Origin of the sequence: Nocardia araoensis NBRC 100135 (genome assembly GCF_000308435.1) — a bacterium.
GTDB lineage: Bacteria > Actinomycetota > Actinomycetes > Mycobacteriales > Mycobacteriaceae > Nocardia > Nocardia araoensis.
The window spans coordinates 47,607-67,186 of sequence record NZ_BAFR01000148.1 but is presented as its reverse complement, the minus strand read 5'-3'; the positions used below and the strand labels follow the sequence as shown (position 1 = coordinate 67,186).

Sequence of the window (19,580 nt, the reverse complement as noted above, 5' to 3'; positions counted from 1 at the left end):
ACATTCGTTCCACTCCGACCGGCCGTGATTCGTCGCAGCCGGTGATGAAAGGCCCACTCATGCGAAAGGGCATGTTCAGCGCCGCCGCGCTGTCGTTCGCGCTCCTGGCCGCCTCGCTCACCGCGTGCGGCGATTCCGGGGACTCCGGCGGCAAGACCCAGATCGGCGTGATCCTTCCGGACAGCAAGACATCCGCCCGGTGGGAGACGGCGGACCGTAAGTACTTGCAGCAGGCGTTCGATGCCGCGGACGTCAAGGCCGATATCCAGAACGCCCAGGGCGACAAGAACGCCTTCCAGACCATCGCCGATCAGATGATCACCAACGGCGTCTCGGTACTGGTGATGACCAACCTCGACAGCGGCACCGGCAAAGCGGTGATCCAGAAGGCGAAGTCGCAGGGCGTCACCGTGATCGACTACGACCGGCTCACGCTCGGCGGCGGCGCCCAGTACTACGTCTCCTTCGACAACGTGAAGGTCGGCAGCCTGCTCGGTGAGGGCGTGGCGCAGTGCCTGACCGATCGCAAGGCGGTGCGCCCGGTGGTCGCGTACCTCAACGGCGGACCGACCGACAACAACGCGACCCTGCTGAAGACCGGCTACGACGGGGTGCTGAAGCCCAGGTTCGACGCGGGCCAGTACGTCAAGGGGCCCGATCAGGCCGTCCCGGGGTGGGACAACACGGAGGCGGGCACCATCTTCGAGCAGATGCTCACCGGCCGGCCGGATATCGGCGGCGTCGTCGCGGCCAACGACGGGTTGGCCAATGCCGCGATCGCGGTGTTGAAGAAGCAGAAGCTCAATGGTCAAGTGCCGGTCAGCGGGCAGGACGCCACGGTGCAGGGCCTGCAGAACGTGCTGGCGGGCGACCAGTGCATGACCGTTTACAAGGCGATCCAGAAGGAGGCCGACGCGACCGCGAAACTCGCGGTGGGCCTGGTGAAGGGAGAGCAGGGCGCGACCAACGGCGCGGTGCGCGACCCCGAGTCGAACAGCGACGTGCCGTCGGTGCTGCTGGAGCCCAAGCCGATCTACCCCCGCAACGTCAAGGACGTGGTGGCCGACGGCTATGTCACCAAGGCGGAGTTGTGCACCGGCGAGTTCGCGAAACTCTGCGCGGACAACGGGATCTGATATCGCACGCCCCTTCCGCGGTTCGATGAGGGGATTGCGGAAGGGGCTCCATCCCTTTGCGAGGAGCCACCCATGTCCGAACCGCCGGTCATCGAATTACGCGGAGTAGAGAAGAGTTTCGGCCCGGTCCACGTCCTGCACGAGGTCGCTTTCAGCGCCTTTTCCGGCGAGGTGACCGCACTCGTCGGCGACAACGGCGCGGGCAAGTCCACGCTGGTCAAATGTATCGGCGGCACCCATCCCATCGACGCGGGCGAGTTCCTCTTCGCGGGCGCGCCGGTACAGGTGCACAGCCCGCGCGACGCGGCGGCGCTCGGCATCGAGATCGTCTACCAGGATCTCGCGCTCTGCGACAACCTCGACATCGTCCAGAACATGTTCCTCGGCCGGGAGCGCAGGCGCGGTCTCGTGCTGGACGAATACGCGATGGAAGAGCTGGCCGAGAAGACGCTGGCGAGCCTGTCGGTGCGCACCGTCAAGTCGGTCCGGCAACAGGTCGCCAGCCTGTCGGGCGGGCAGCGCCAGACGGTGGCCATCGCGAAAGCCGTGCTGTGGAACAGCAAGGTGGTGATCCTCGACGAGCCGACGGCCGCGCTGGGCGTCGCGCAGACCCAGCAGGTGCTCGAACTGGTCCGCAAGCTCGCCGATCAGGGCCTGGCGGTGGTGCTGATCTCGCACAACATGAACGACGTCTTCGCGGTGTCCGACCGGATCGCCGCGCTCTATCTCGGCCGGATGGCCGCCCAGGTACGGACCTCCGACGTGACGCACGCGCAGGTCGTGGAATTGATCACGGCAGGCCGCAGCGGCACGCTCGGCCTCGAGGCGAGCGGAGTGACCCGATGACCGCGGTGACCACCACCGAGCGGCGGCCGGTGGCGGCGCCGGTGACCGAGCTGATGAGCGGCTACGTCGGCCGCGTGCGCGGTGGCGACATGGGCGCGTTGCCCTCGGTGCTCGCGCTCGTCGTCCTGTCGGGCGTCTTCTGGGTGGCGCGCCCGGTCTTCATGTCCGAGGCCAACTTCGCCAATCTGTTCACCCAAGGCGCGGCGATCGCGGTGATCGCGATGGGGCTGATCTTCGTGCTGCTGCTGGGCGAGATCGACCTGTCGGCCGGATTCACCAGCGGGGTCTGCGCCGCCGTGCTCGCGGTACTGCTCACCGACAAGGGGTGGCCGTGGTATGCGGCGGTGCTGGTCTCGCTGCTCACCGGGGTGGCGATCGGACTGGTGATCGGCACGGTCGTGGTGAAGATCGGGATCCCGTCGTTCGTGGTGACGCTGGCGGCGTTCCTCGCGTTGCAGGGCGTGGCGCTGAAGATCATGGACAACGGCCGCAACATCTCCATCCATGACGCGACCATCGTCGCCATCGCGAACAAGAACGTGCCGCCCTTGCTCGGCTGGGCGCTGTACGCGGCGCTGATCGCGGGTTTCGCCCTCGTCCAGTACCGGAAGTGGCGGGCACGCAGGAAACTCGGGCTCACCGGCGCGACGGCGCGGGCGGTCGTGGTGCGCGTCGTGCTGCTCGCGCTCGTGGCGGGCGCCGCGGTGCTGGTGCTCAACGGCGAGCGCAGCCGCAATCCAGCGGTGCACTCGCTGGCGGGGATGCCCATCGTGGTGCCGCTGATCGTCGCGCTGTTGCTGCTGTGGACGTTCGTGCTGGACCGCACCGCGTTCGGGCGGCACATCTACGCGGTCGGCGGCAACGCGGAGGCCGCTCGGCGCGCGGGCATCGCGGTGGATCGGGTGAAGATCACCGCCTTCGTGCTGTGTTCGACGATGGCGGCGGTGGGCGGACTGATCGCGGCCTCCCGCGCGAACTCCGTCGACCCGAACACCGGCGGCAGCGACGTGCTGCTCACGGCGGTCGGCGCGGCGGTGATCGGCGGCACCAGCCTGTTCGGCGGGCGCGGGCGGATGCTGGACGCGGTGCTCGGCGCCGCGGTGGTCGCGGTGATCAACAACGGGATGGGGCTGATGGGCTACAGCGCGGGCACGAAATTCGTTGTGACAGGATTCGTGCTGCTCTTGGCGGCCGGAGTGGACGCACTCTCCCGTAAGCGTGCGCTCCCGCGGCGATGAATCCCAGCCCTGTGACGAAAGCCCGGTGAATGCGAGCAGCACCTTCGCCCGATGAGATCCGCACGCGCAACCTCGCCGCGTTGCTGCGGCACGTCCACCGTGACGGAGCGGTCTCGCGTGCCGCGCTCGCCGAGCGAATGGGGTTGAATCGCAGCACGATTCTCGCGCTCACCACGGATCTGGCGGCGGCGGGCCTGGTCAGCGAGGAATTGCCCGGCCAGACCGGACGGGCGGGCCGGCCGTCACTGGTGGTGCGTCCGCAGGCCGAGCGGGTCTACGTCGTCGCGCTGGACGTCGGCGCGGATCGGCTCGCCGCCGCACGGGTCGGGCTGGGCGGGTCGGTGCTCGATCGCACCGGAACCGCCCGTCCCGGCGGGGCGTTCGACCCCGGCGATGTGATCGCCGCGCTCGCGGCGATGGCGCGGGAGATGATCGACGCGGCCGCGCCGGATGCCAGGTGCGTCGGTGTCGGGGTCGCGTTCTGCGGCATGGTCCGCGAGGAGGACGGCGTCGTGCGGTACGGGCCGAATCTCGGCTGGGTGGATGTCGCGTTCGGCGCCGAGCTGACCCGGGAACTCGCTCTCGGCCTCCGGGTCGCGGTCGGCAACAACGCCAACCTCGGCGCGCTGGCCGAGCGCGAACGGGGTGTCGGCGAAGGCTTGACGAACCTGATCTACCTGCACGGTGACGTCGGCATCGGCGGCGGCATCATCGTCAACGGCGAATTGCTCGGCGGGGAAGGCGGTTACGGCGGGGAAGTGGGGCACATGATCGTCAATCCCGGTGGGCGGCCCTGCGCGTGCGGCTCCCGTGGCTGCCTCGAGGTCGAAGCGGGCGAACTGGGGTTGATCGCGGCGGCGGGACGGACCGATCCCGCGGGGCAGGCGGCGGTCGACGCGATCGTCGAGTCCGCCGCCCGCGGTGACGCGGTGGCCCGCGACGCGCTGCACCAGGTCGGTGATTGGCTCGGCTACGGCGTCGCCAATCTGGTGAACATCTTCAATCCGTCGATGGTGGTGTTCGGCGGCGTGCTGCGGGAGATCTATCTGGCGTCCGCGGCCCAGGTGCGCAGCCGTGTCGCGGTGAACGGCTTGCAAGCCGTCCGCGAACGGGTCCGGTTGCGCACCAGCGCGCTCGCGGGCGACGCGACCTTGATCGGAGCCGCGGAACTGGCCTTCACCGACGTGCTCACCGATCCGTTGCAGACCTTGTCGCGCAAGCAAGCCGCCCGCGCTTGACCGTTCCGGCCGGATTCACGCGGCGCCCGCGGCGCTGAACTCCGACAGGTGGGTGGCGAGCAGCCGTACCCGCACCCGCTGTTCCTCGGTGGTTTCCTCGGGGTGGTGGATCTCGATGCTCAGCCGGTCGTCGAAGGTGCTGATGATGATGGTGCCGCTGGGCTGCTGGAGCCGATGCCCGGTCTTGTCGGGCTTGCCGAGCATGATCGAACGGAAGTCGGTGATCCGCAGCTCGTCCGGCACCCGAGGCCTGGGCACGCGTCCCCAATTGGTGGCCAGCACGATTCCCGGCGCCCGCGGCGGTGGGCCCGCGGCGATCTCGGGGATGTGCAGCGGGGTCTGCTGCACGATGCCGGTGTCCAGTCCGGCGCGCAGCGTGTCGCTGATGCCGCGGGCCAGCTCGACCAGCGTCGTGCCGGTCCGCAAGGTGGGGACGAAGTTCGCGAAGCCCAGTACATTGGTGCCTTCGGTCATCCCGATCGGCGGGGTCACCCGGGTGCGCAGGTCGACCGAGTAGGTGTAGGCCAGCTCGGTGAGCGGCAGTCCGCGCAGGTCGGCCTCGGTGAGCAGGATCGCGGCCGAGGCGAGGCCGTTGATCGTGGTGTTCTCCCGGTGGCCGAGTTCGACCAGCGCGGCGGTCTGCTTCCGGGTCAGCCTGCAGCGTGCGGTGCGGGGGACGAGGTAGTCGGGATCATCCGGGCCGGAATGGGTCTGGGCGACGCCGACGGGGCGGCGCGGCATGACCGGTGTGTCGATCTTCCGCACGCCGCGCTCGCGCAGCAGTTCCTCCACCGATCGCGGGAAGCCGTGCGGCGGCAGTTCGGCGCGGCGATGCCGGGTGCGGTCGGTGTAGCAGGACCACAGCTCGGCGAACACCGCCAGCGAATGATAGGCATCCGCGATGCTGTGGTGGGTGACCAGTGTGATGCCCGCGGTGTCGCCGTCGCGGACCACGCACAGCGCGGCGAGCGCACTGCGCTGGTCCAGCTGGGCGCCGGTGAGCAACCGCTCGGGATCACCCGTGGCGACCGTCAGCTCCGGTGCGGCGCCGGGGGATTCGAGCAGGAGATGGCCGCCGCGCCCGTCCGGCTCCAGGTGGGCGCCGAGGATCGGACGGGAGCGGACCACGGCTTCGAACGCCGCCGACAGCGCGGCGAGATCCAACCGACCCGCGACCCGAATCGAATAGCCGACGAGGACTTCGCTGTTGGCGAAGATCGCCTCGCTCGGCGCCAGCGGGCGGATGACGGTTGCTGCGGTCATTTCGCTTCCTTCACCTGAGCCTGTCCCGAGGCTAGTCCGAAGCCAGGACGCGCCAGGCTTTTTCGGCAGCATCGTCTGTTTCCTGTATCGGGCGATCCGGGGCCGCTGTTTCGCGTCGTTGCCACAACGACACCTTGTCCGGGTCCGACCGTCCGACCCCGCAGCTCACGATTAGCTGCGGGTCCTAGAGTGGTACTCTAGAGTCCCGCTCTAGATGGAGGCTGCCATGACCGAACCCGTCACCTACCGGCTCGACGGCGGCGTCGCCACGATCACGCTGGACGACGGCAAGGCGAATGTGATGTCCGAGAACATGCTCGGCGCCATCGCCGCCGCCTTGGACCGGGCCGAAGCGGACCGGGCGGTCGTCCTGTTGACCGGCCGTCCGCGGATGTTCTCCGCCGGCTACGACCTGGCGACGTTCTCTGGTTCCGCCGACGACATCCGCCGCACCCTCCGTGCCGGCGGCGACCTGGTCCACCGGCTGCTCGGGTTCCCGTATCCCGTCGTGGCGGCGTGCCCGGGGCACGCCATCGCCCAAGGCGCGTTCACGCTGCTGGCCACCGACGTGCGTTTCGGCGTGGCGGGGGATTTCAAGCTGGGGCTGAACGAGGTCGCGATCGGGCTGACCATCCCGCACTACGGTGTGGAGCTGGCCCGCCACCGGCTCACCGCGCCCGGTTTCGACCGGGCCGCCAACACCGGGATCCTGGTCGGGCCCGAAGAAGCCAGAGGAATGGGCTTTCTCGATCTGCTCGCCGCCGACGCCGACGACCTGCGCACGCGCGCGACGGCCGAAGCGCGCCGGTTGACCGGAATCGACTTCGCGGCGCACACGGGGACGAAGCTGCGCGTGCGTGCCCAGGTGCTCGCCGCGGTGCGTTCCAGCATCGATGCCGAGTTCGGCGGGTAACCCACCGTGCGCACCCGCGAGCGCATCCTGGCCGAAGCGACGGAACAGCTCCTGGCCAAGGGATATTCGTCGTTCACGGTAGCCGGTGTGCGGGATCGCCTCGGTCTGTCCAGCGGCAGCATGTTCCACGCGTTCGGATCGAAAGCCGAATTGGCCGCGGCGGTCTACGTCTCCGGGATGCTCGACTATCAGCGGACGGTGCTGGAGTGTCTCGACGCGCCGGACCTCGGCGCCGAACAGGCGCTCCGCGCGATGCTCGCGGCCCATCTCGGCTGGGTGGAGGACCATCGCGACCTGGCCCGATTCCTGTTCGCCACCTTGCCCGACGAGTTGGCCGGCTTCGCGGAACCCGAACTGGCACAGCACAATCGGGTCTTCTTCGGTGCGCTCGAGCGCCGGTACCGAGAGCTGCTCGGCACCGCGGAGGAGGGCGGCGACGGCTATCCGATGGCCCATGCGATCTGTGCCGGACCTGCGCAGGAGTACTGCAGGCAGTGGGTGCGCGGACGCGTCACGGCACCGCCGCGCACGCTGACCGCGACCTTCCAGGAGGCCGCCGTCGCCGCCCTCGCCACGCTGACTCGCTAGGCGGCCGCGCCTCGCTGTCGGCGTGGGTGCGCCGTGATGTCCATGTCGGTTGCGGATCGGCGACAGGTGATCAACAGTGGTTGTCGAATTACGGTGCGGCGACGGGAGGCCACCATGGACCGTGCGGACGTCGTTGTCGTCGGTGCGGGATACGCCGGACTGTGCGCGGCGCGGGCGTTGCGAGCGGCGGGCCGCGATGTCGTCGTTCTGGAGGCGAGCGATCGCGTCGGCGGTCGCACCCGGACCGCGCGGGTCGGTGACGGATGGGCGGTGGACCTCGGCGGCCAGTGGATCTCGGCCGGCCACACGCGTTTCGCCGCGCTGGCCGAGGAGTACGGCGCCGCGACCTACCCACCGCCCGAAGGGGTCGACCTGCTGGTCGAGGGCGTGGTCCGGCGGCCGTTCACCGGCGCACGCCCGCCACTTCCGACGTTCGTCCTGGTCGTGCTCGCTCAGGCCATGTGGCGGCTGGAACGGATGGCCGCCCGGGTCGACCTCGCGCGGCCGTGGGCCGCACCCGGCGCAGATCGGCTGGACGCGATGACGGCGGCGACCTGGTTGCGCCGGAATGTGCCGGAGCGGCGGGCGCGGAACCTGGCCGAGGTGATGATCGGGGAGGAACTGTGCGTCGACGTCGGCAGCATCTCCATGCTCGGTCTGCTCACCACGATCCGTTCGGCGGGTGGCGTCGAGGGCGGGGTCGCCGCCGAGACGGCGACCCGCCTGTTCGTCGACGGCGCCGACGGGCCCGCGCTTTCGGTCGCGGCGGAACTGGGCGAGGCGGTGCGTCTCCGCGCGCCGGTGACCGGTATCCGGACGCAGGCGGATGGCGTTGTGGTGCGCGTCGACTCCGGTGACGTGTACGCCGAGCACGTGATCGTGGCGGTGCCGCCCACCCTCGCGGGCCGCATCGCCTACGACCCGCCGCTGCCCGCCGCGCGCGACCAACTGACCCAGCGCATGCCGATGGGCTCGGTGCTGAAAGCGTTCGCCGTCTACGAGCGGCCGTTCTGGCGGGACGACCGGCTCACCGGCCAATCGCTGAACCTGCACGATCCGGTGCCGGTCACCTTCGACGCCACCCGGCCCGGCGGTCCCGGTGTGCTCGGTGCGCTGGTGCCAGGCCGGGCCGCGCAGCGGTTGGCCGCCCTGCCCCCGGCCGAGCGACGCGCCATGATCATCGGCTCGCTGGTCCGCGCCTTCGGGCATGCCGCCAGGGAGCCGATGGAGTGGCACGAGAAGGTCTGGGCGGAGGACCCTTACACCCGCGGCGGCTACGGCGCCTTCTTTCCGCCGGGCGTCCTGACCACCTCCGGCTCGGCTCTGCGCCATTCGGTCGGTGCGATCCACTGGGCCGGAAGCGAAACCGCGACGGAGTGGGCGGGCTACATCGAGGGAGCGATCCGCTCGGGCGAGCGCGCTGCCGCCGAAGTGCTCGCGGCGGATCGTGCTACGGCAACGGCGTGATTGCCGCAGTGTTGCCGGAACGTTGGCCCTCACCCGACCGAGGGCTCACAATGGAGAGGTGTTCCAGCGGATCGTGGTGGGTTACGACGATTCACCCGGCGCCAGGGCCGCCTTGACGATGGCCCTCGAGTTGGCGACGGTGCACCACGCCACGCTCACGGTCGTCGCGGTCGAGGAGTACCTGCCGCACTACGGGCCGGTGGTCGGCGAGATCGAGGACGAGCGGTCGATCGGGGAGCTGACCTGCCGCCGATGGCTCACCGCCGCCACCGAGACCGCGGAACGGCACGGCATCGCGGTGCGCGCCGAACTCCGCGCGGGTCAGGCCGCGCGCGAACTGGCAACGGCCGCCACCGATCACGATGCCGACCTGCTGATACTCGGTCGCAGCGGGCATTCGGGCATCTGGGGGCGGTTCATGGGCAGTACCGCGGAGAAGGCCGCACGGCACGTCGGCTGCTCGGTGCTCGTCGCGCACGACGGCGACGGAGAGGCCGAGCGCCGGTGAGCGCGGCGGCGTGGTGCCCCGGTGGCATCGCCGCCACGGACGGTGGGGTAAGAGATCTGCGTGGCGGGTGAACTGACCGAGGAACCGACCGGCATCGCCGATCGCGCGCGCGCCCGCGCGCGACGGCGGGATTTCTGGCGTACCCATGGTCCGGTGTCGGTCGTCGTCGCCCTCGGCGGGGCGCTCGGCGCGCTCGCCCGCTACGGCCTTGCTCAGGGGTTGCCCGAGCGCCCGGGGCACTTTCCGCTCGCCACCTTCGTCACCAATGTCGCCGGCTGCTTCGCGATCGGCGTGCTCATGGTCGCGGTGACCGAGATCTGGGCCGTCCATCGGATGCTGCGGCCCTTTCTCGGGGTGGGCGTCCTGGGCGGGTTCACGACTTTCTCCACTTATGCCAACGAGATCCGTCAACTGCTGCGACCGGACACGATCGTCGTCGCGGCCGGTTATCTGGCCGGCACGTTGATCTGCGCTCTCTCGGCGACATTCGCCGCCATGTGGCTCACCAGGGCGGGATACGAACGCCTGCGGCGCATGCGAAGGGCGGCTCGATGAATCTGTTGCTGGTTCTCGTGGGCGGCGCGATCGGCGCACCGCTGCGGTATCTCATCGACCGCGTGGTGCAGGATCGCCGCGACAGCCTGTTCCCATGGGGCACCTTCCTGGTCAACCTGATCGGCTGCCTCGTGCTCGGCGCACTCAGCGGGGCGGGGACGGCGCTGGCCTCGCCGCTGTTCGTGCTGCTCGGCACCGGGTTCTGCGGAGCGCTGACGACGTACAGCACCTTCAGCTACGAAACCGTGCGGCTGGCCGAGCGGGGGGCGTATTTCTACGCGGCGACGAACGTGATCGTCAGTGTTTGCGCGGGGTTGATCGCCGCTGCGTCGGCTTACGCGGCGGTGCATGCCCTGTTCGGCTGAGCCGCTCGGCGGAGGCATGTGCGACGTGATCCAGCTCACTCCACTGCTCTGTCGCGCGCCGGCGGGGGTGGGTTAAGCTACGAAACAGATGCAGATATGCGCATACATCAGAAGTCGGAAAGGGCTGGGTCGATGGGACACGAACACGGTCACGCGCACGGGCACGGTCACGCGCTCTCCGGTCAGGCCGATCGTAGGTGGCTGACCATCGCGCTCGCCCTCATCGTCGGCTTCATGTCCGTCGAGGTCGTGATCGGCCTGCTGGCCAACTCGCTGGCCCTGCTGTCCGACGCGGCCCACATGCTCACCGACGCCGCGTCCATTGTCCTCGCGCTCATCGCGATCCGGCTCGCGGCGCGGCCAGCGAACGGCAAGTACACCTACGGCTACAAGCGCGCCGAGATCCTCTCGGCGCAGGCCAACGGCGTCACACTGCTCGTGCTGGCGGGCTGGCTCACCTACGAGGCCGTGCGCCGCCTGCTGGAGCCGCCCGAGGTGACCGGCGGGCTGGTGCTGGCGACCGCGCTGGCCGGTGTGGTGGTCAACATCGCGGCCACCTGGGCGATCAGCAAGGCCAATCGCGCGAGCCTCAACGTGGAGGGCGCCTTCCAGCATGTGCTCAACGACCTGTACGGGTTCATCGCCACCGCCGTGGCCGGCCTCGTCGTGCTGACCACCGGCTTCGCCAGGGCGGACGCGATCGCCACGCTGATCGTCGTCGCGCTGATGGTCAAGGCGGGGCTCGGACTGGTCCGCGAATCCGGCCGGATCTTCCTGGAGGCGGCGCCCGCGGGCGTCGATCCGGATGCGCTGGGGCGCAGGCTGGTGGACCTCGACGGCGTCGATGAGGTGCACGACCTGCACGTCTGGCAGATCACCTCCGGTGACATCGCGTTGTCGGCGCACGTATTGGTCCGCCCGGGCGCCGACTGCCACGGCCTGCGCCAGCGGATCGAGCACGCGCTCGACCACGACTACGGCATCACCCACACCACGTTGCAGGTCGACCACTCCCACACCGTCGCCTCCTCTGCCGTGGCGGACGCGCAGCGCCTGCTGCCGGTGCTGGAAGACCACTGCGACGACGCCCATGGGCCCGTGCACCGCGACCGTCCGTCGTCCGCGGCGAACGCCATCGCGCCCTGACCTACCGCGCCCGACTCGCACGAACAATGTCGAGCCGGACCTACGCGTAGACGACCTCGGCCACGGCGGTCTCCACCCGACAGGCAGCCGCCACCCTGCTGCGCCTGATCTCGCATGAGGGCGATGGTTTCGGCCGAGCGAACGCGGTCGCGGCGGATCCGGGTCGGAACGGCTCAGCGATCCAGGCGGGGGAACGGCCGCTCGGCCTCGATCAGATAGGCCAGCTCCAGTAGGGTGCGCTCATTGCCGCGGGTGGTGGCGAACTGCACGCCGACGGGCAGTCCGGTGTCGCTCAGGCCCGCGGGCACCGTGATGGCCGGTGTGCCGGTGATGTTGTTGATCGGCGTGAAGCAGACGTAGGCGCGCAACCGCTCGATGAGTTCGTCGAACGGCACGGTCGGGCTGAGATAGCCGAGCTCCGGCGTGGTGTGACCGAGCGTGGGAAGCAGCACCGCGTCGTAGGGGCCGAGTGCCTTCTCGTAGGTAGCCGCCGCCGCGCGGAGCCGGTAGAGCGTGAGCGGGGCGTGCAGTGCCCGGCGCAGGAACAAGGAGCGCAGGCCGGCGGTCAGGTCGTCCACTCGGCGTGCGTCGAACCGGCGGTCGAGGAACCGGCCCGTCGAGGTGATGGCGGCGGCGAGCAGGCCCCAGTAGTGCAGGAAGGCGCTCTCGATCGTGGCGCCGAACGGCAGCGGCACCGGTTCGACCGAATGGCCACTGGATTCGAGTGTGCGGGCAACACTCTCGACGGCCGCCCGGGTCGGCCCGGCGGCCAGCGGCCCGGCGAGATTGTCGAGCACCAGCGCTACCCGCATGCGCCGGGTCGGGGGACCGTCGACGCGGCCGATCGGCTGGAGCGCGGGGTTGCGCCAATAGCGTTCGGCCGCGGCGGTATACGCCGCCGTATCGCGCACCGTCCTGGTCAGCACGCCTTCACTGACGATGTCGACCGGCAGCGTGCGAGCCAGTCCGGACACCACGTGCCGCCCCCGCGTCGGTTTCAAGCCGACCAGCCCGGCGCATGCCGCCGGAATCCGAATGGAGCCGCCGCCGTCGTTGCCGTGCGCGATCGGCACGACACCCGCCGCCACCAGCGCGGCAGCTCCGCCCGACGAGCCGCCCACCGAATGGCCGGTGTGCCACGGATTGCGCGTGGGCGCGAGATGCGGGGTCTCGCTGCTGGCGTTGAAACCGAATTCGGGCATGGCGCTCTTGCCGAGCACGGTCAGACCGGTGCTGAGGAACTGCCGCGTGTAACCGCTGTGCGCGCGGGCGGGCCGCGCGCGGAAGGCGGCAGTGCCCTGATTGGTCGGCATGCCCGCGACGTCCGTGTTGTCCTTCACGAAACTGGGCACGCCGTAGAAGGCGCCGGTCGGCTCCGCGGGCAGTAGCGGTTGGACGTAGCTCCGGTAGGCGACGGCCGCCAGCTGTTCCACCCGCTCGGCGCGTGCCACCGCGGCGGCGGCGAGTTCGCGCGGCGAGACCGCGCCGTCGCGCACGAGCGTGGCCAGGGCGACGGCGTCGTGATCACCCAGCGCGTCGTCGCCGAAGGCGTGGACGCGCGTGGGTAGCGGAATATGAGCGTCGGCGGTCATGTCCTCGAATCTAATGTGTGCACCAGGTAGGTCGTCCAGAACAGGAAGGACAGCAGGTGGCCGCGACATACCCGGATCCGGTGCCACCGAAGGGCCGGGTCGGCTCGCTGTTGTTCGCCTTGCCGCCCGCGGGTAGGCGGTGGAGCGTGGCACTGCGCGCCGCGCTCGCGTTCGGCGTCCCCGCCACGATCATCACCGGGCTCGGCCATCCGGATGCGGCGGTGTTCGTCATGTTCGGCGCCTTCGCCGTGCTGTACGGCGAGGGGCGGCCGTTCCGGGTGCGCGGCCGGGTCGTCGTCGCGGCCGGCGCGGCGCTGCTGGCCGCCTGCGGTGTCGGCGCGCTGATCGGCGGTCTGCTGGACACCGGGTTCGGGTCATCCCTGCTCATGGTCGTCGTGGTGTCGGCGATCGCGGTCGTGGCCGTGTTCGTCATCGACGCGCTGCGGCTCGGCCCACCGAGTGCACTGTTCTTCGCGCTGGTCTGCGCGGGCGCGATGAAAGCCGCGGAGGCCGGGACCGCGGTGTTGACGCTGTTGTTCTGCACGGCCTGCGGTGTCGTCGCGTCGGTCGTCGTTTCGATGGCCGGGGTGCTGCGGGATCGCCGCAACCCCGAACGGATGGCGGTGGGCGCGGCGGTCCAAGCGGTCGACGCCTACGTCGCGGCGCGGGAGGCGGGAACGCCCGCCATCGACCTGCGCCACCGGGCCGGCGCGGCGATGGCGGACGCGTGGGCCGCGGTCTACGACGCCGGCCTGCCCTCGGATCCCGGGGAAGCCGAGCTGCTGGCCACCTTGCAGGATGCGCGGCACAACCTGGCCGGGCACGCCCCCGACGACGACACCGACGATCTGCTGGTCGACCCCTTGGTCTCGTTCGCCCGCCCCGGCATCGGCTTCCGGCTCGAGCGTTCCCTGTCGTTCTCCTCGCACGCGGCGATCAGCGCGATGCGTGTCGCCGCGGGGTGCCTTGGCGCGGGTGCGCTGAGTGCCCTGCTCGGTCTGGATCGGCCGCACTGGGCGGTGCTCAGTGCCCTGATCGTGTTGCAGACCGGACCCGACCGAGTACGCGGACAGGTCCGGGCCATCCACCGATTCGTCGGCACCATCGCGGGCCTCGGCCTGTTCGCGCTCATCTACCAGCTCGGGCCGACCGGTTACGCATTGATCGCGCTGGTCGCCGCGCTGCAGTTCTGCATCGAGCTGTTCGTGCCGCGCAATTACGCGCTGGCCGTGGTCTTCATCACCCCGGTCGCCCTGATCGCGGGTGGCGTCGCCACCACGGGCGGCCCGATCGGACCCGTGATCCGCGATCGGCTGTGGGAGACGCTGATCGGTGTCGCCGTCGCCGTGCTCGCGCTGCACGGTGTCGCACCCCGAGGGCACCGGCGCACCTTCCACCGGCTCGAACACCGCGTGCGCGGCGCCGCCCGCGCTCTGCTCGACCGGCTGCGCCGCGAGCCGATGGACGCCGAAGCGTGGGTGCTGGTCCAGCATCTGCAATTCGAGCTGGTCGGTGTGGTGCGCAGCGGCATCGACTCGGCGACCGACGACCCGGAGTGGACCCGCGAGTACTGGCCGGAGCACGCGGCGTTGGCGCACTTCGGTCACGATCTGCTCGCCGCCTGCTGGGTGCTGCGGCCGGGGCAGCGGCTGGCGGACGTGGAGGGCTGGGCGGCCCGCTTGGCGGCGGCCCGATCGCGGCCGGGAGCGACGGCCGGACCGCCTGCTAGCGTTCGGCGCATGCACGACAGCGTCACGGTCCGGATGGCCGCCCCGGCGGAGAAGATCTGGGAACTGGTCAGCGACATCGAGAACACCGGGCGATTCAGTCCGGAGACGTTCGCCGCGGAGTGGCTCGGCGGCGCCACCGGGCCCGCGGTCGGCGTGAAGTTCCGCGGTCATGTCAACCGCAACGGCTGGGGGCTGAAGTACGCGACGGTGTGCCGCATCGTCGCCTGCGAGCCGGGGCGCGAGTTCGCGTTCACCGTGCTCGGACCCCGCGGCATGCCGATCAACACCTGGCGCTACGTTTTCCAACCGGTGGACGGCGGCACCGAGGTCACCGAATCTTTTCAGTTGCACAGCAATCCGGTGCTGCGGGTGTATTGGTTGCTGGCCGGGTGGGCGCGCGGCAAGACCAATGTCGAGGGAATGCGCGAGACCCTCGAGCGGATCAAGGCCGTCGTCGAATGATCCGGCCGCGCAGCCGCCGTACCCGAGGCGGCAAAGCATGACCGCTCCCGTGCTCCTGGTGCTCGGCGCCGGTCCCGGTGTCGGGCTGTCGGTCGCCCGCCTGTTCGCCGCCGACGGCTTCACCGCGGTGCTGGCCTGCCGGCTTCCCGAGGAGGCCGAACCTCTGGCGGAACAGTTGCGTGAGGAAGGGTTCGACGCGCAGGGCGTCGGCGTGGATCTGCGCGATGCCGCGGACGTGGCCCGAGTCGTCGCGGGAGTGGGCGAGCGGCACGGCCGTATCGACGTGTTGCATTTCAATCCCAGCGTCTTCCGTGAGGCCGATCCATTGCGGCTCTCGCTCGCCGAATTGCTCGAGGACGTCACCGTGGGCGCCGGGGCGCTGCTGCCCGCCGTGCAAGCGGCGCGTCCCTTCCTGTCCGAGGGCGCCCGCGTGCTGGTCACCGGTAGCGCGGCTGCGGACAAGCCCTGGCATCGGGCCGCTTCGCTCGGCGTCCAGAAGGCGGCGGTGCGCAACCTGGTCACCAGTGTGGACGCCACCCTGGCGCCGGAAGGCATCCGAGCGGTCGCGGTGCAGATCAACGGCGTTCTGGGGGAGGGAGCGTTCACGCGGGAGCGGGTCGCCGCGGCGCTGCACGCGGCGGCGACACGCTCCGCCGAGGGGTGGACACCACACGTCTCCTACGACGGCTGAACTACTTCGGCCGGATCGCCGCGAACTCGATGGGCAGGTGCGCGGGCCCGCGCAGATTGACGTGCTCGCGATACGGTGGCGGGTCGACCGTCAGCGTGGGTGATTCGACCCGCTGCGCGAATCGGGTCAACGCCACCCGCGCCTCCAGGCGGGCCAAGGGAGCGCCGACGCAGAAGTGGGCCCCGAGGCCGAAGGCCAGGTGGCGGTTTGCGCGCGCCGGGTCGAATCGGTCGGGGTCGTCGAACACCGCGGGGTCGCGGTGCGCGGCGGCGATCAGCAGCACAACCAGATCGCCGCGCTGGATGTCCGTGCCGCCGACAGTCAGGTCGTCGGCGGCGATGCGCGGGATCAACTGGGCCGGCGGGTCGAAACGCAGCGTCTCCTCGACGACGCCCGCCGCCCGCTCCGGGTCCGCGCGCAGGGCGGCGAGTTCGTCCGGCCTGCGCAGCAGGGCGAGGGTCGCGTTGGCGATCAGGTTGACGGTCGTCTCGTGCCCGGCGACCAGCAGCAGTGCGCAGGTCGAGATCAGTTCCTCGTGGGTGAGCGAGTCTCCGGCGTCTTCGGCGGCGATGAGCTCGGACAGCAGATCCGGGCCGGGAGCATGGCGGCGGCGGTCGGTGAGTTCTTCGAAGTAGGCGTACAGCTCGGTCCCGGCGCGCTGGATCTCCGCCGGGTCGGCGCGGAACTGGGCGGCCGCGCGGGAAGTCGGGTCGAGCGTGCGCGACAGCAGCGCGGACCATGCGTTCAGCCGGGCTTCGTCCGCCAGCGGGACGCCGAGCAGCTCGCAGATCACGGTCACCGGCAGCGGATAGGCGAAGTGATCGACGGCGTCGAAGTTTCCCGCGCCGGCGCGCTGGTCGAGCAGGTCGTCGACGATCTCGGCGATCCGCGGCTCCAGCCGCCGCACGACGCGCGGGGTGAACGCCTTGGACACCAGGCGGCGCAGGCGAGTGTGGTCGGGCGGATCGAGGAACAGGAACGAGGGTTTCGCCTCGGCCGCACCGTCCGCGCGCGTGCCGTCGTGGATCGGCATCGAACCGAGCTGCAACCGGGCCAGTGACCGGTCGACGCTCGCGCGCGGATCGCGCAGCACGGCGGCGCAGTCGGCGTAGTGGGTCAGCACGATCACCGGAGCCGTGCCGATCCGGAACGCGCCGGAGTCGCGCAGCCGCGCGAAGACGGGGTACGGATCCGGCCGCACCGCCGGGTCGAGCAGGCGCACGTAGTCGTCGGTCGGGTGGTTCGTGGTCGTCATCGACACTCCCAGCGGTCCGGCCCGGAGCGGGCACCGGGCTTGAACGGTATTATTCCGATACCGTTGGTAGGAAAGCAATACCGCTAGGGGATGCGAAAATGTCGCCATGACACTGCGGCGCCCGGTCGACGATTCGGTCACCCGCGTCGTCGAACTGCTCGGCGACCGGTGGACCATCCTGCTCATCGCCGAAGCGTTCTTCGGGGTCCACCGCTTCAGCGACTTCGCGCGCAATGTCGGCATCACCAACCGCAATCTGCTCACCAGTCGCCTGCGCATGCTGATCGACGCGGGAATCTTCACCCGCACCGACCACGGCGGCGGGCGGGTCGACTACCGCCTCACCGCGGCGGGCCGCGAGCTGTATCCGATCGTCACGGCGATGATGGTCTGGGGCGACAACCACCTGACCGGGCCGGAGGGCAGGCCGATCGTCCTGGAACACCGCGGCTGCGGACACGAGACCTCACCCATGCTGGTCTGTGACCACTGCCGCGAACCGATCGACCCGCGCGACGTGGAACCCAAGGCCGGTCCCGGCTTCCATCAGCCGCCGGGGGCCGAGCAAGCCGGCTGAGGGCGCGCCCAGCCCACGCTGGACGTCAGCCCAGCCGTCCGGCGCGTCAGTTGCCGTACTGCTCGGTCTCGGGATGCTCGATCAGCACGATGTGGGCGGGCGAGTCGGCGACCGGGCGGTGCCGCAGGCCGCGGGGAACCACGAAGAGATCGCCCGGGCCGAGGGTGACCGCGGTCGTGCCGTCGAGCTCGATGCGGAAGGTGCCGTCCCAGCACAGGAACAGCTCGTCCTCGTCGTGGTGGTGCCAGGGGAACTCGCCTTCGATCTGCGCCACGCGCACCACGGATTCGTTGACCCGAGCCAGTTCTCGCTGCTGGAACGGCCCTGGCAGCGCGTCGAGGGCGGCGGGAATCGAGACACTGTCGCGGTTGCTCATGACCGCGATCGTGCCCGCGACCGACTGGTGGGGAAAGGGCCAATCGGGCACAATTGGCTCGCTGATGGAGCCAATTGATGTGATGCAGCGCCTCGGCCGCTGGTCGACGGGCCGTGGCCCGCTGTATCTGCTGCTCGCGACCCGGCTGCGCCGACTGATCGATGCGGGCGAGCTGCCGCCGGGCGCGCTGCTGCCCCCCGAGCGGGTCTTCGCGAAAATCCTTGCCGTCGGCCGCAACACGGTGACAGCGGCGTACGTGCTGCTGGAGTCCGAGGGGCGCGTCGTGCGGCGACGGGGCAGCGGCACCCGGGTCGCGGGCGCTGCCATGGCGCCAGTGCCCGACACCACCAGCGCCCCTATGTTCTTGCACCTTCTGGAGCCGGACACGGGCGTGATCTCGCTGGCCTGTGCCGCGCCACAGGCGGCGCCCGCCGAGGTGGCCGCCGCGCTGACGGCGATCGTGCCGGAGCTGGCAGCGTCAGGCATCGGCTATCACCCGGCCGGTCACGCGTCGTTGCGCGCGGCCATCGCGGAGCGCTACACCCGGCTTGGCGCGCCCACGTCGCCGGACCGGATCCTGGTCACCAGCGGTGGCCAGCAGGCATTGTCACTGCTGGCCCGTGCGTTCGTACGGCCGGGAGACCGGGTGCTGGTCGAGGCGCCCACCTATCCCGGTGCGCTGGAGGCGTTTCGGGAGGAGTCGGCGGTGCTGGCGACGCTGCCGGTCGGTTTCGCCGGATTCGAGGCGGCCGTGCGGGCCCAGCGGCCTGCCTTCGCCTACTTCACACCGGCCTTCCAGAACCCCACCGGCACCGTGCTTTCCCGGCTGCACCGGCAGCGGGTCGCGGAGTTGGCGGCGATGGCCGGCACCATGCTGATCGCCGACGAAGTACTCGCGGATCTCGGCTTCCCGGGTGAAGTGGTGCCGCCGTTGGCGGCCGACGCGGACAGCGTCGTCTCGGTCGGATCGCTGAGCAAGTGCGTATGGGGCGGGCTGCGGGTCGGCTGGATCCGCGCCTCGGTCCCGGTGATCGAGCGGCTGACCCGGTTGCGTGCGGTACACGATCTCGGCGGCAGCATTCCCGCGCAGCTGGCCGCGGCCAGGTTGCTGCCGGACCTCGACCGGCTCTGCCGCGGCGCTGCCGCACACCGCGAATCCCAGCACGACGCGTTGCTGAGGGCACTGGCCGACGGGCTGCCCGACTGGACGGTGCCGCCGGTACGCGGGGGCCAGACGCTCTGGGCCCGGCTTCCCTACGGCGACGGCGACTCCTTCGCCCAGACGGCGTTGCGGCACGGCGTCGCGGTCCTCGCCGGTAGCGGCCTCGACGCCGCGGGCGGCAGCGCGGACCGGGTTCGGCTGCATTTCCGGCATTCGGCCGAGGTGACAACGACCGCCGTCGCCCGCCTGGCCGCGGCCTGGCAGGACTACCGCCCGCCGGAACGTTCGACGCGCTCCCCGGCCCAGCTGGCCTTATGAGTGGTGTACCGGCGACGATCGCGCTGTATCGGTCCCAGCTCAATCCAGCAGGTCGACGAAAGCTTCGGCCAGATAGAGCGGTAGGAGTAGGTAGTACAGCAGCATCGCCATCGAGCCGGCTCCGATCGTCAACGCGGTGCCCTCGCGGTACGTC

General features: G+C 70.4%; 19 protein-coding genes and 1 pseudogene. 16 read left to right on the top strand and 4 right to left on the bottom strand.

The window, feature by feature from the left end:
• The first annotated feature begins 59 nt into the window (after positions 1–59).
• The 4 genes from ON21_RS20590 (at position 60) to ON21_RS20575 (ending at position 4,458) form a co-directional block, all read left to right on the top strand.
• Positions 60–1,136 carry a sugar ABC transporter substrate-binding protein gene (locus ON21_RS20590; RefSeq protein ID WP_039799969.1) on the top strand — a complete coding sequence of 359 codons (1,077 nt, stop codon included), beginning with the start codon at positions 60–62 and terminating at the stop codon, positions 1,134–1,136.
• A gap of 72 nt (positions 1,137–1,208) precedes the next feature.
• A complete protein-coding gene (locus ON21_RS20585; RefSeq protein ID WP_039799938.1) occupies positions 1,209–1,982 on the top strand; it encodes an ATP-binding cassette domain-containing protein in 774 nt (257 codons plus the stop codon).
• Positions 1,979–3,220, top strand: a complete 1,242-nt coding sequence (locus ON21_RS20580; RefSeq protein ID WP_039799937.1) for a sugar ABC transporter permease — start codon at positions 1,979–1,981, stop codon at positions 3,218–3,220. Before ON21_RS20585 ends, ON21_RS20580 begins: the two co-directional genes overlap by 4 nt.
• Positions 3,221–3,249: 29 nt before the next feature.
• Positions 3,250–4,458, top strand: a complete 1,209-nt coding sequence (locus ON21_RS20575; RefSeq protein WP_039799936.1) for an ROK family transcriptional regulator — start codon at positions 3,250–3,252, stop codon at positions 4,456–4,458.
• 15 nt (positions 4,459–4,473) lie between these two features.
• Here ON21_RS20575 and ON21_RS20570 read toward each other — a convergent pair whose 3' ends face one another.
• Positions 4,474–5,721: a phthiocerol/phthiodiolone dimycocerosyl transferase family protein gene (locus ON21_RS20570; protein WP_051021131.1), complete on the bottom strand. Its 1,248-nt coding sequence runs from the start codon at positions 5,719–5,721 to the stop codon at positions 4,474–4,476.
• A gap of 226 nt (positions 5,722–5,947) precedes the next feature.
• Here ON21_RS20570 and ON21_RS20565 point away from each other — a divergent pair, with 226 nt between their 5' ends.
• The 7 genes from ON21_RS20565 (at position 5,948) to ON21_RS20535 (ending at position 11,263) form a co-directional block, all read left to right on the top strand.
• Positions 5,948–6,634 carry a crotonase/enoyl-CoA hydratase family protein gene (locus ON21_RS20565; protein ID WP_039799935.1) on the top strand — a complete coding sequence of 229 codons (687 nt, stop codon included), beginning with the start codon at positions 5,948–5,950 and terminating at the stop codon, positions 6,632–6,634.
• Between the two features lie 6 nt (positions 6,635–6,640).
• Positions 6,641–7,222 (top strand): TetR/AcrR family transcriptional regulator, encoded by a 582-nt coding sequence (locus ON21_RS35920; protein ID WP_051021129.1) that lies wholly within the window; start codon positions 6,641–6,643, stop codon positions 7,220–7,222.
• A 114-nt stretch (positions 7,223–7,336) separates the two neighbouring features.
• Positions 7,337–8,689: a flavin monoamine oxidase family protein gene (locus ON21_RS20555; protein WP_039799934.1), complete on the top strand. Its 1,353-nt coding sequence runs from the start codon at positions 7,337–7,339 to the stop codon at positions 8,687–8,689.
• Between the two features lie 58 nt (positions 8,690–8,747).
• Positions 8,748–9,197: a universal stress protein gene (locus tag ON21_RS20550; protein ID WP_051021127.1), complete on the top strand. Its 450-nt coding sequence runs from the start codon at positions 8,748–8,750 to the stop codon at positions 9,195–9,197.
• A gap of 60 nt (positions 9,198–9,257) precedes the next feature.
• Entirely contained in the window at positions 9,258–9,752 is a 495-nt protein-coding gene (gene crcB, locus ON21_RS20545) for a fluoride efflux transporter CrcB (protein WP_245562663.1), read from the top strand.
• Complete coding sequence (gene crcB / locus ON21_RS20540; RefSeq protein WP_039799933.1) at positions 9,749–10,117, top strand: fluoride efflux transporter CrcB; 369 nt, start codon at positions 9,749–9,751, stop codon at positions 10,115–10,117. Before crcB (ON21_RS20545) ends, crcB (ON21_RS20540) begins: the two co-directional genes overlap by 4 nt.
• A 132-nt stretch (positions 10,118–10,249) precedes the next feature.
• Positions 10,250–11,263, top strand: a complete 1,014-nt coding sequence (locus tag ON21_RS20535) for a cation diffusion facilitator family transporter (RefSeq protein WP_218004115.1) — start codon at positions 10,250–10,252, stop codon at positions 11,261–11,263.
• A gap of 173 nt (positions 11,264–11,436) precedes the next feature.
• Here the strand turns inward: ON21_RS20535 and ON21_RS20530 are convergent, their stop codons facing one another.
• Positions 11,437–12,855 carry an amidase gene (locus ON21_RS20530; RefSeq protein ID WP_039799931.1) on the bottom strand — a complete coding sequence of 473 codons (1,419 nt, stop codon included), beginning with the start codon at positions 12,853–12,855 and terminating at the stop codon, positions 11,437–11,439.
• Positions 12,856–13,085: 230 nt separating this feature from the next.
• On the opposite strand from ON21_RS20530, the pseudogene ON21_RS40825 reads away from it, so the two are divergent.
• From ON21_RS40825 to ON21_RS20520, 3 genes and pseudogenes are all read left to right on the top strand, one after another.
• Positions 13,086–14,195 (top strand): annotated as a pseudogene (locus ON21_RS40825) (FUSC family protein); the annotation flags it as partial.
• A gap of 399 nt (positions 14,196–14,594) precedes the next feature.
• Complete coding sequence (locus ON21_RS40820; RefSeq protein ID WP_083880763.1) at positions 14,595–15,047, top strand: SRPBCC family protein; 453 nt, start codon at positions 14,595–14,597, stop codon at positions 15,045–15,047.
• A 37-nt stretch (positions 15,048–15,084) separates the two neighbouring features.
• Positions 15,085–15,738 (top strand): SDR family NAD(P)-dependent oxidoreductase, encoded by a 654-nt coding sequence (locus ON21_RS20520; RefSeq protein WP_039799930.1) that lies wholly within the window; start codon positions 15,085–15,087, stop codon positions 15,736–15,738.
• Between the two features lies 1 nt (position 15,739).
• On the opposite strand, the gene ON21_RS20515 is transcribed toward ON21_RS20520, so the two are convergent.
• Positions 15,740–16,993 (bottom strand): cytochrome P450, encoded by a 1,254-nt coding sequence (locus ON21_RS20515; RefSeq protein WP_039799928.1) that lies wholly within the window; start codon positions 16,991–16,993, stop codon positions 15,740–15,742.
• Between the two features lie 106 nt (positions 16,994–17,099).
• Here ON21_RS20515 and ON21_RS20510 point away from each other — a divergent pair, with 106 nt between their 5' ends.
• Entirely contained in the window at positions 17,100–17,570 is a 471-nt protein-coding gene (locus tag ON21_RS20510) for a winged helix-turn-helix transcriptional regulator (RefSeq protein WP_039799927.1), read from the top strand.
• A 46-nt stretch (positions 17,571–17,616) separates the two neighbouring features.
• Here ON21_RS20510 and ON21_RS20505 read toward each other — a convergent pair whose 3' ends face one another.
• The gene (locus tag ON21_RS20505) at positions 17,617–17,946 is read right to left on the bottom strand and encodes a cupin domain-containing protein (RefSeq protein ID WP_039799926.1); all 330 of its coding nucleotides are present in this window, start codon (positions 17,944–17,946) and stop codon (positions 17,617–17,619) included.
• A 64-nt stretch (positions 17,947–18,010) separates the two neighbouring features.
• On the opposite strand from ON21_RS20505, the gene ON21_RS20500 reads away from it, so the two are divergent.
• Positions 18,011–19,426: an aminotransferase-like domain-containing protein gene (locus ON21_RS20500; protein WP_039799961.1), complete on the top strand. Its 1,416-nt coding sequence runs from the start codon at positions 18,011–18,013 to the stop codon at positions 19,424–19,426.
• Positions 19,427–19,580 lie beyond the last annotated feature (154 nt).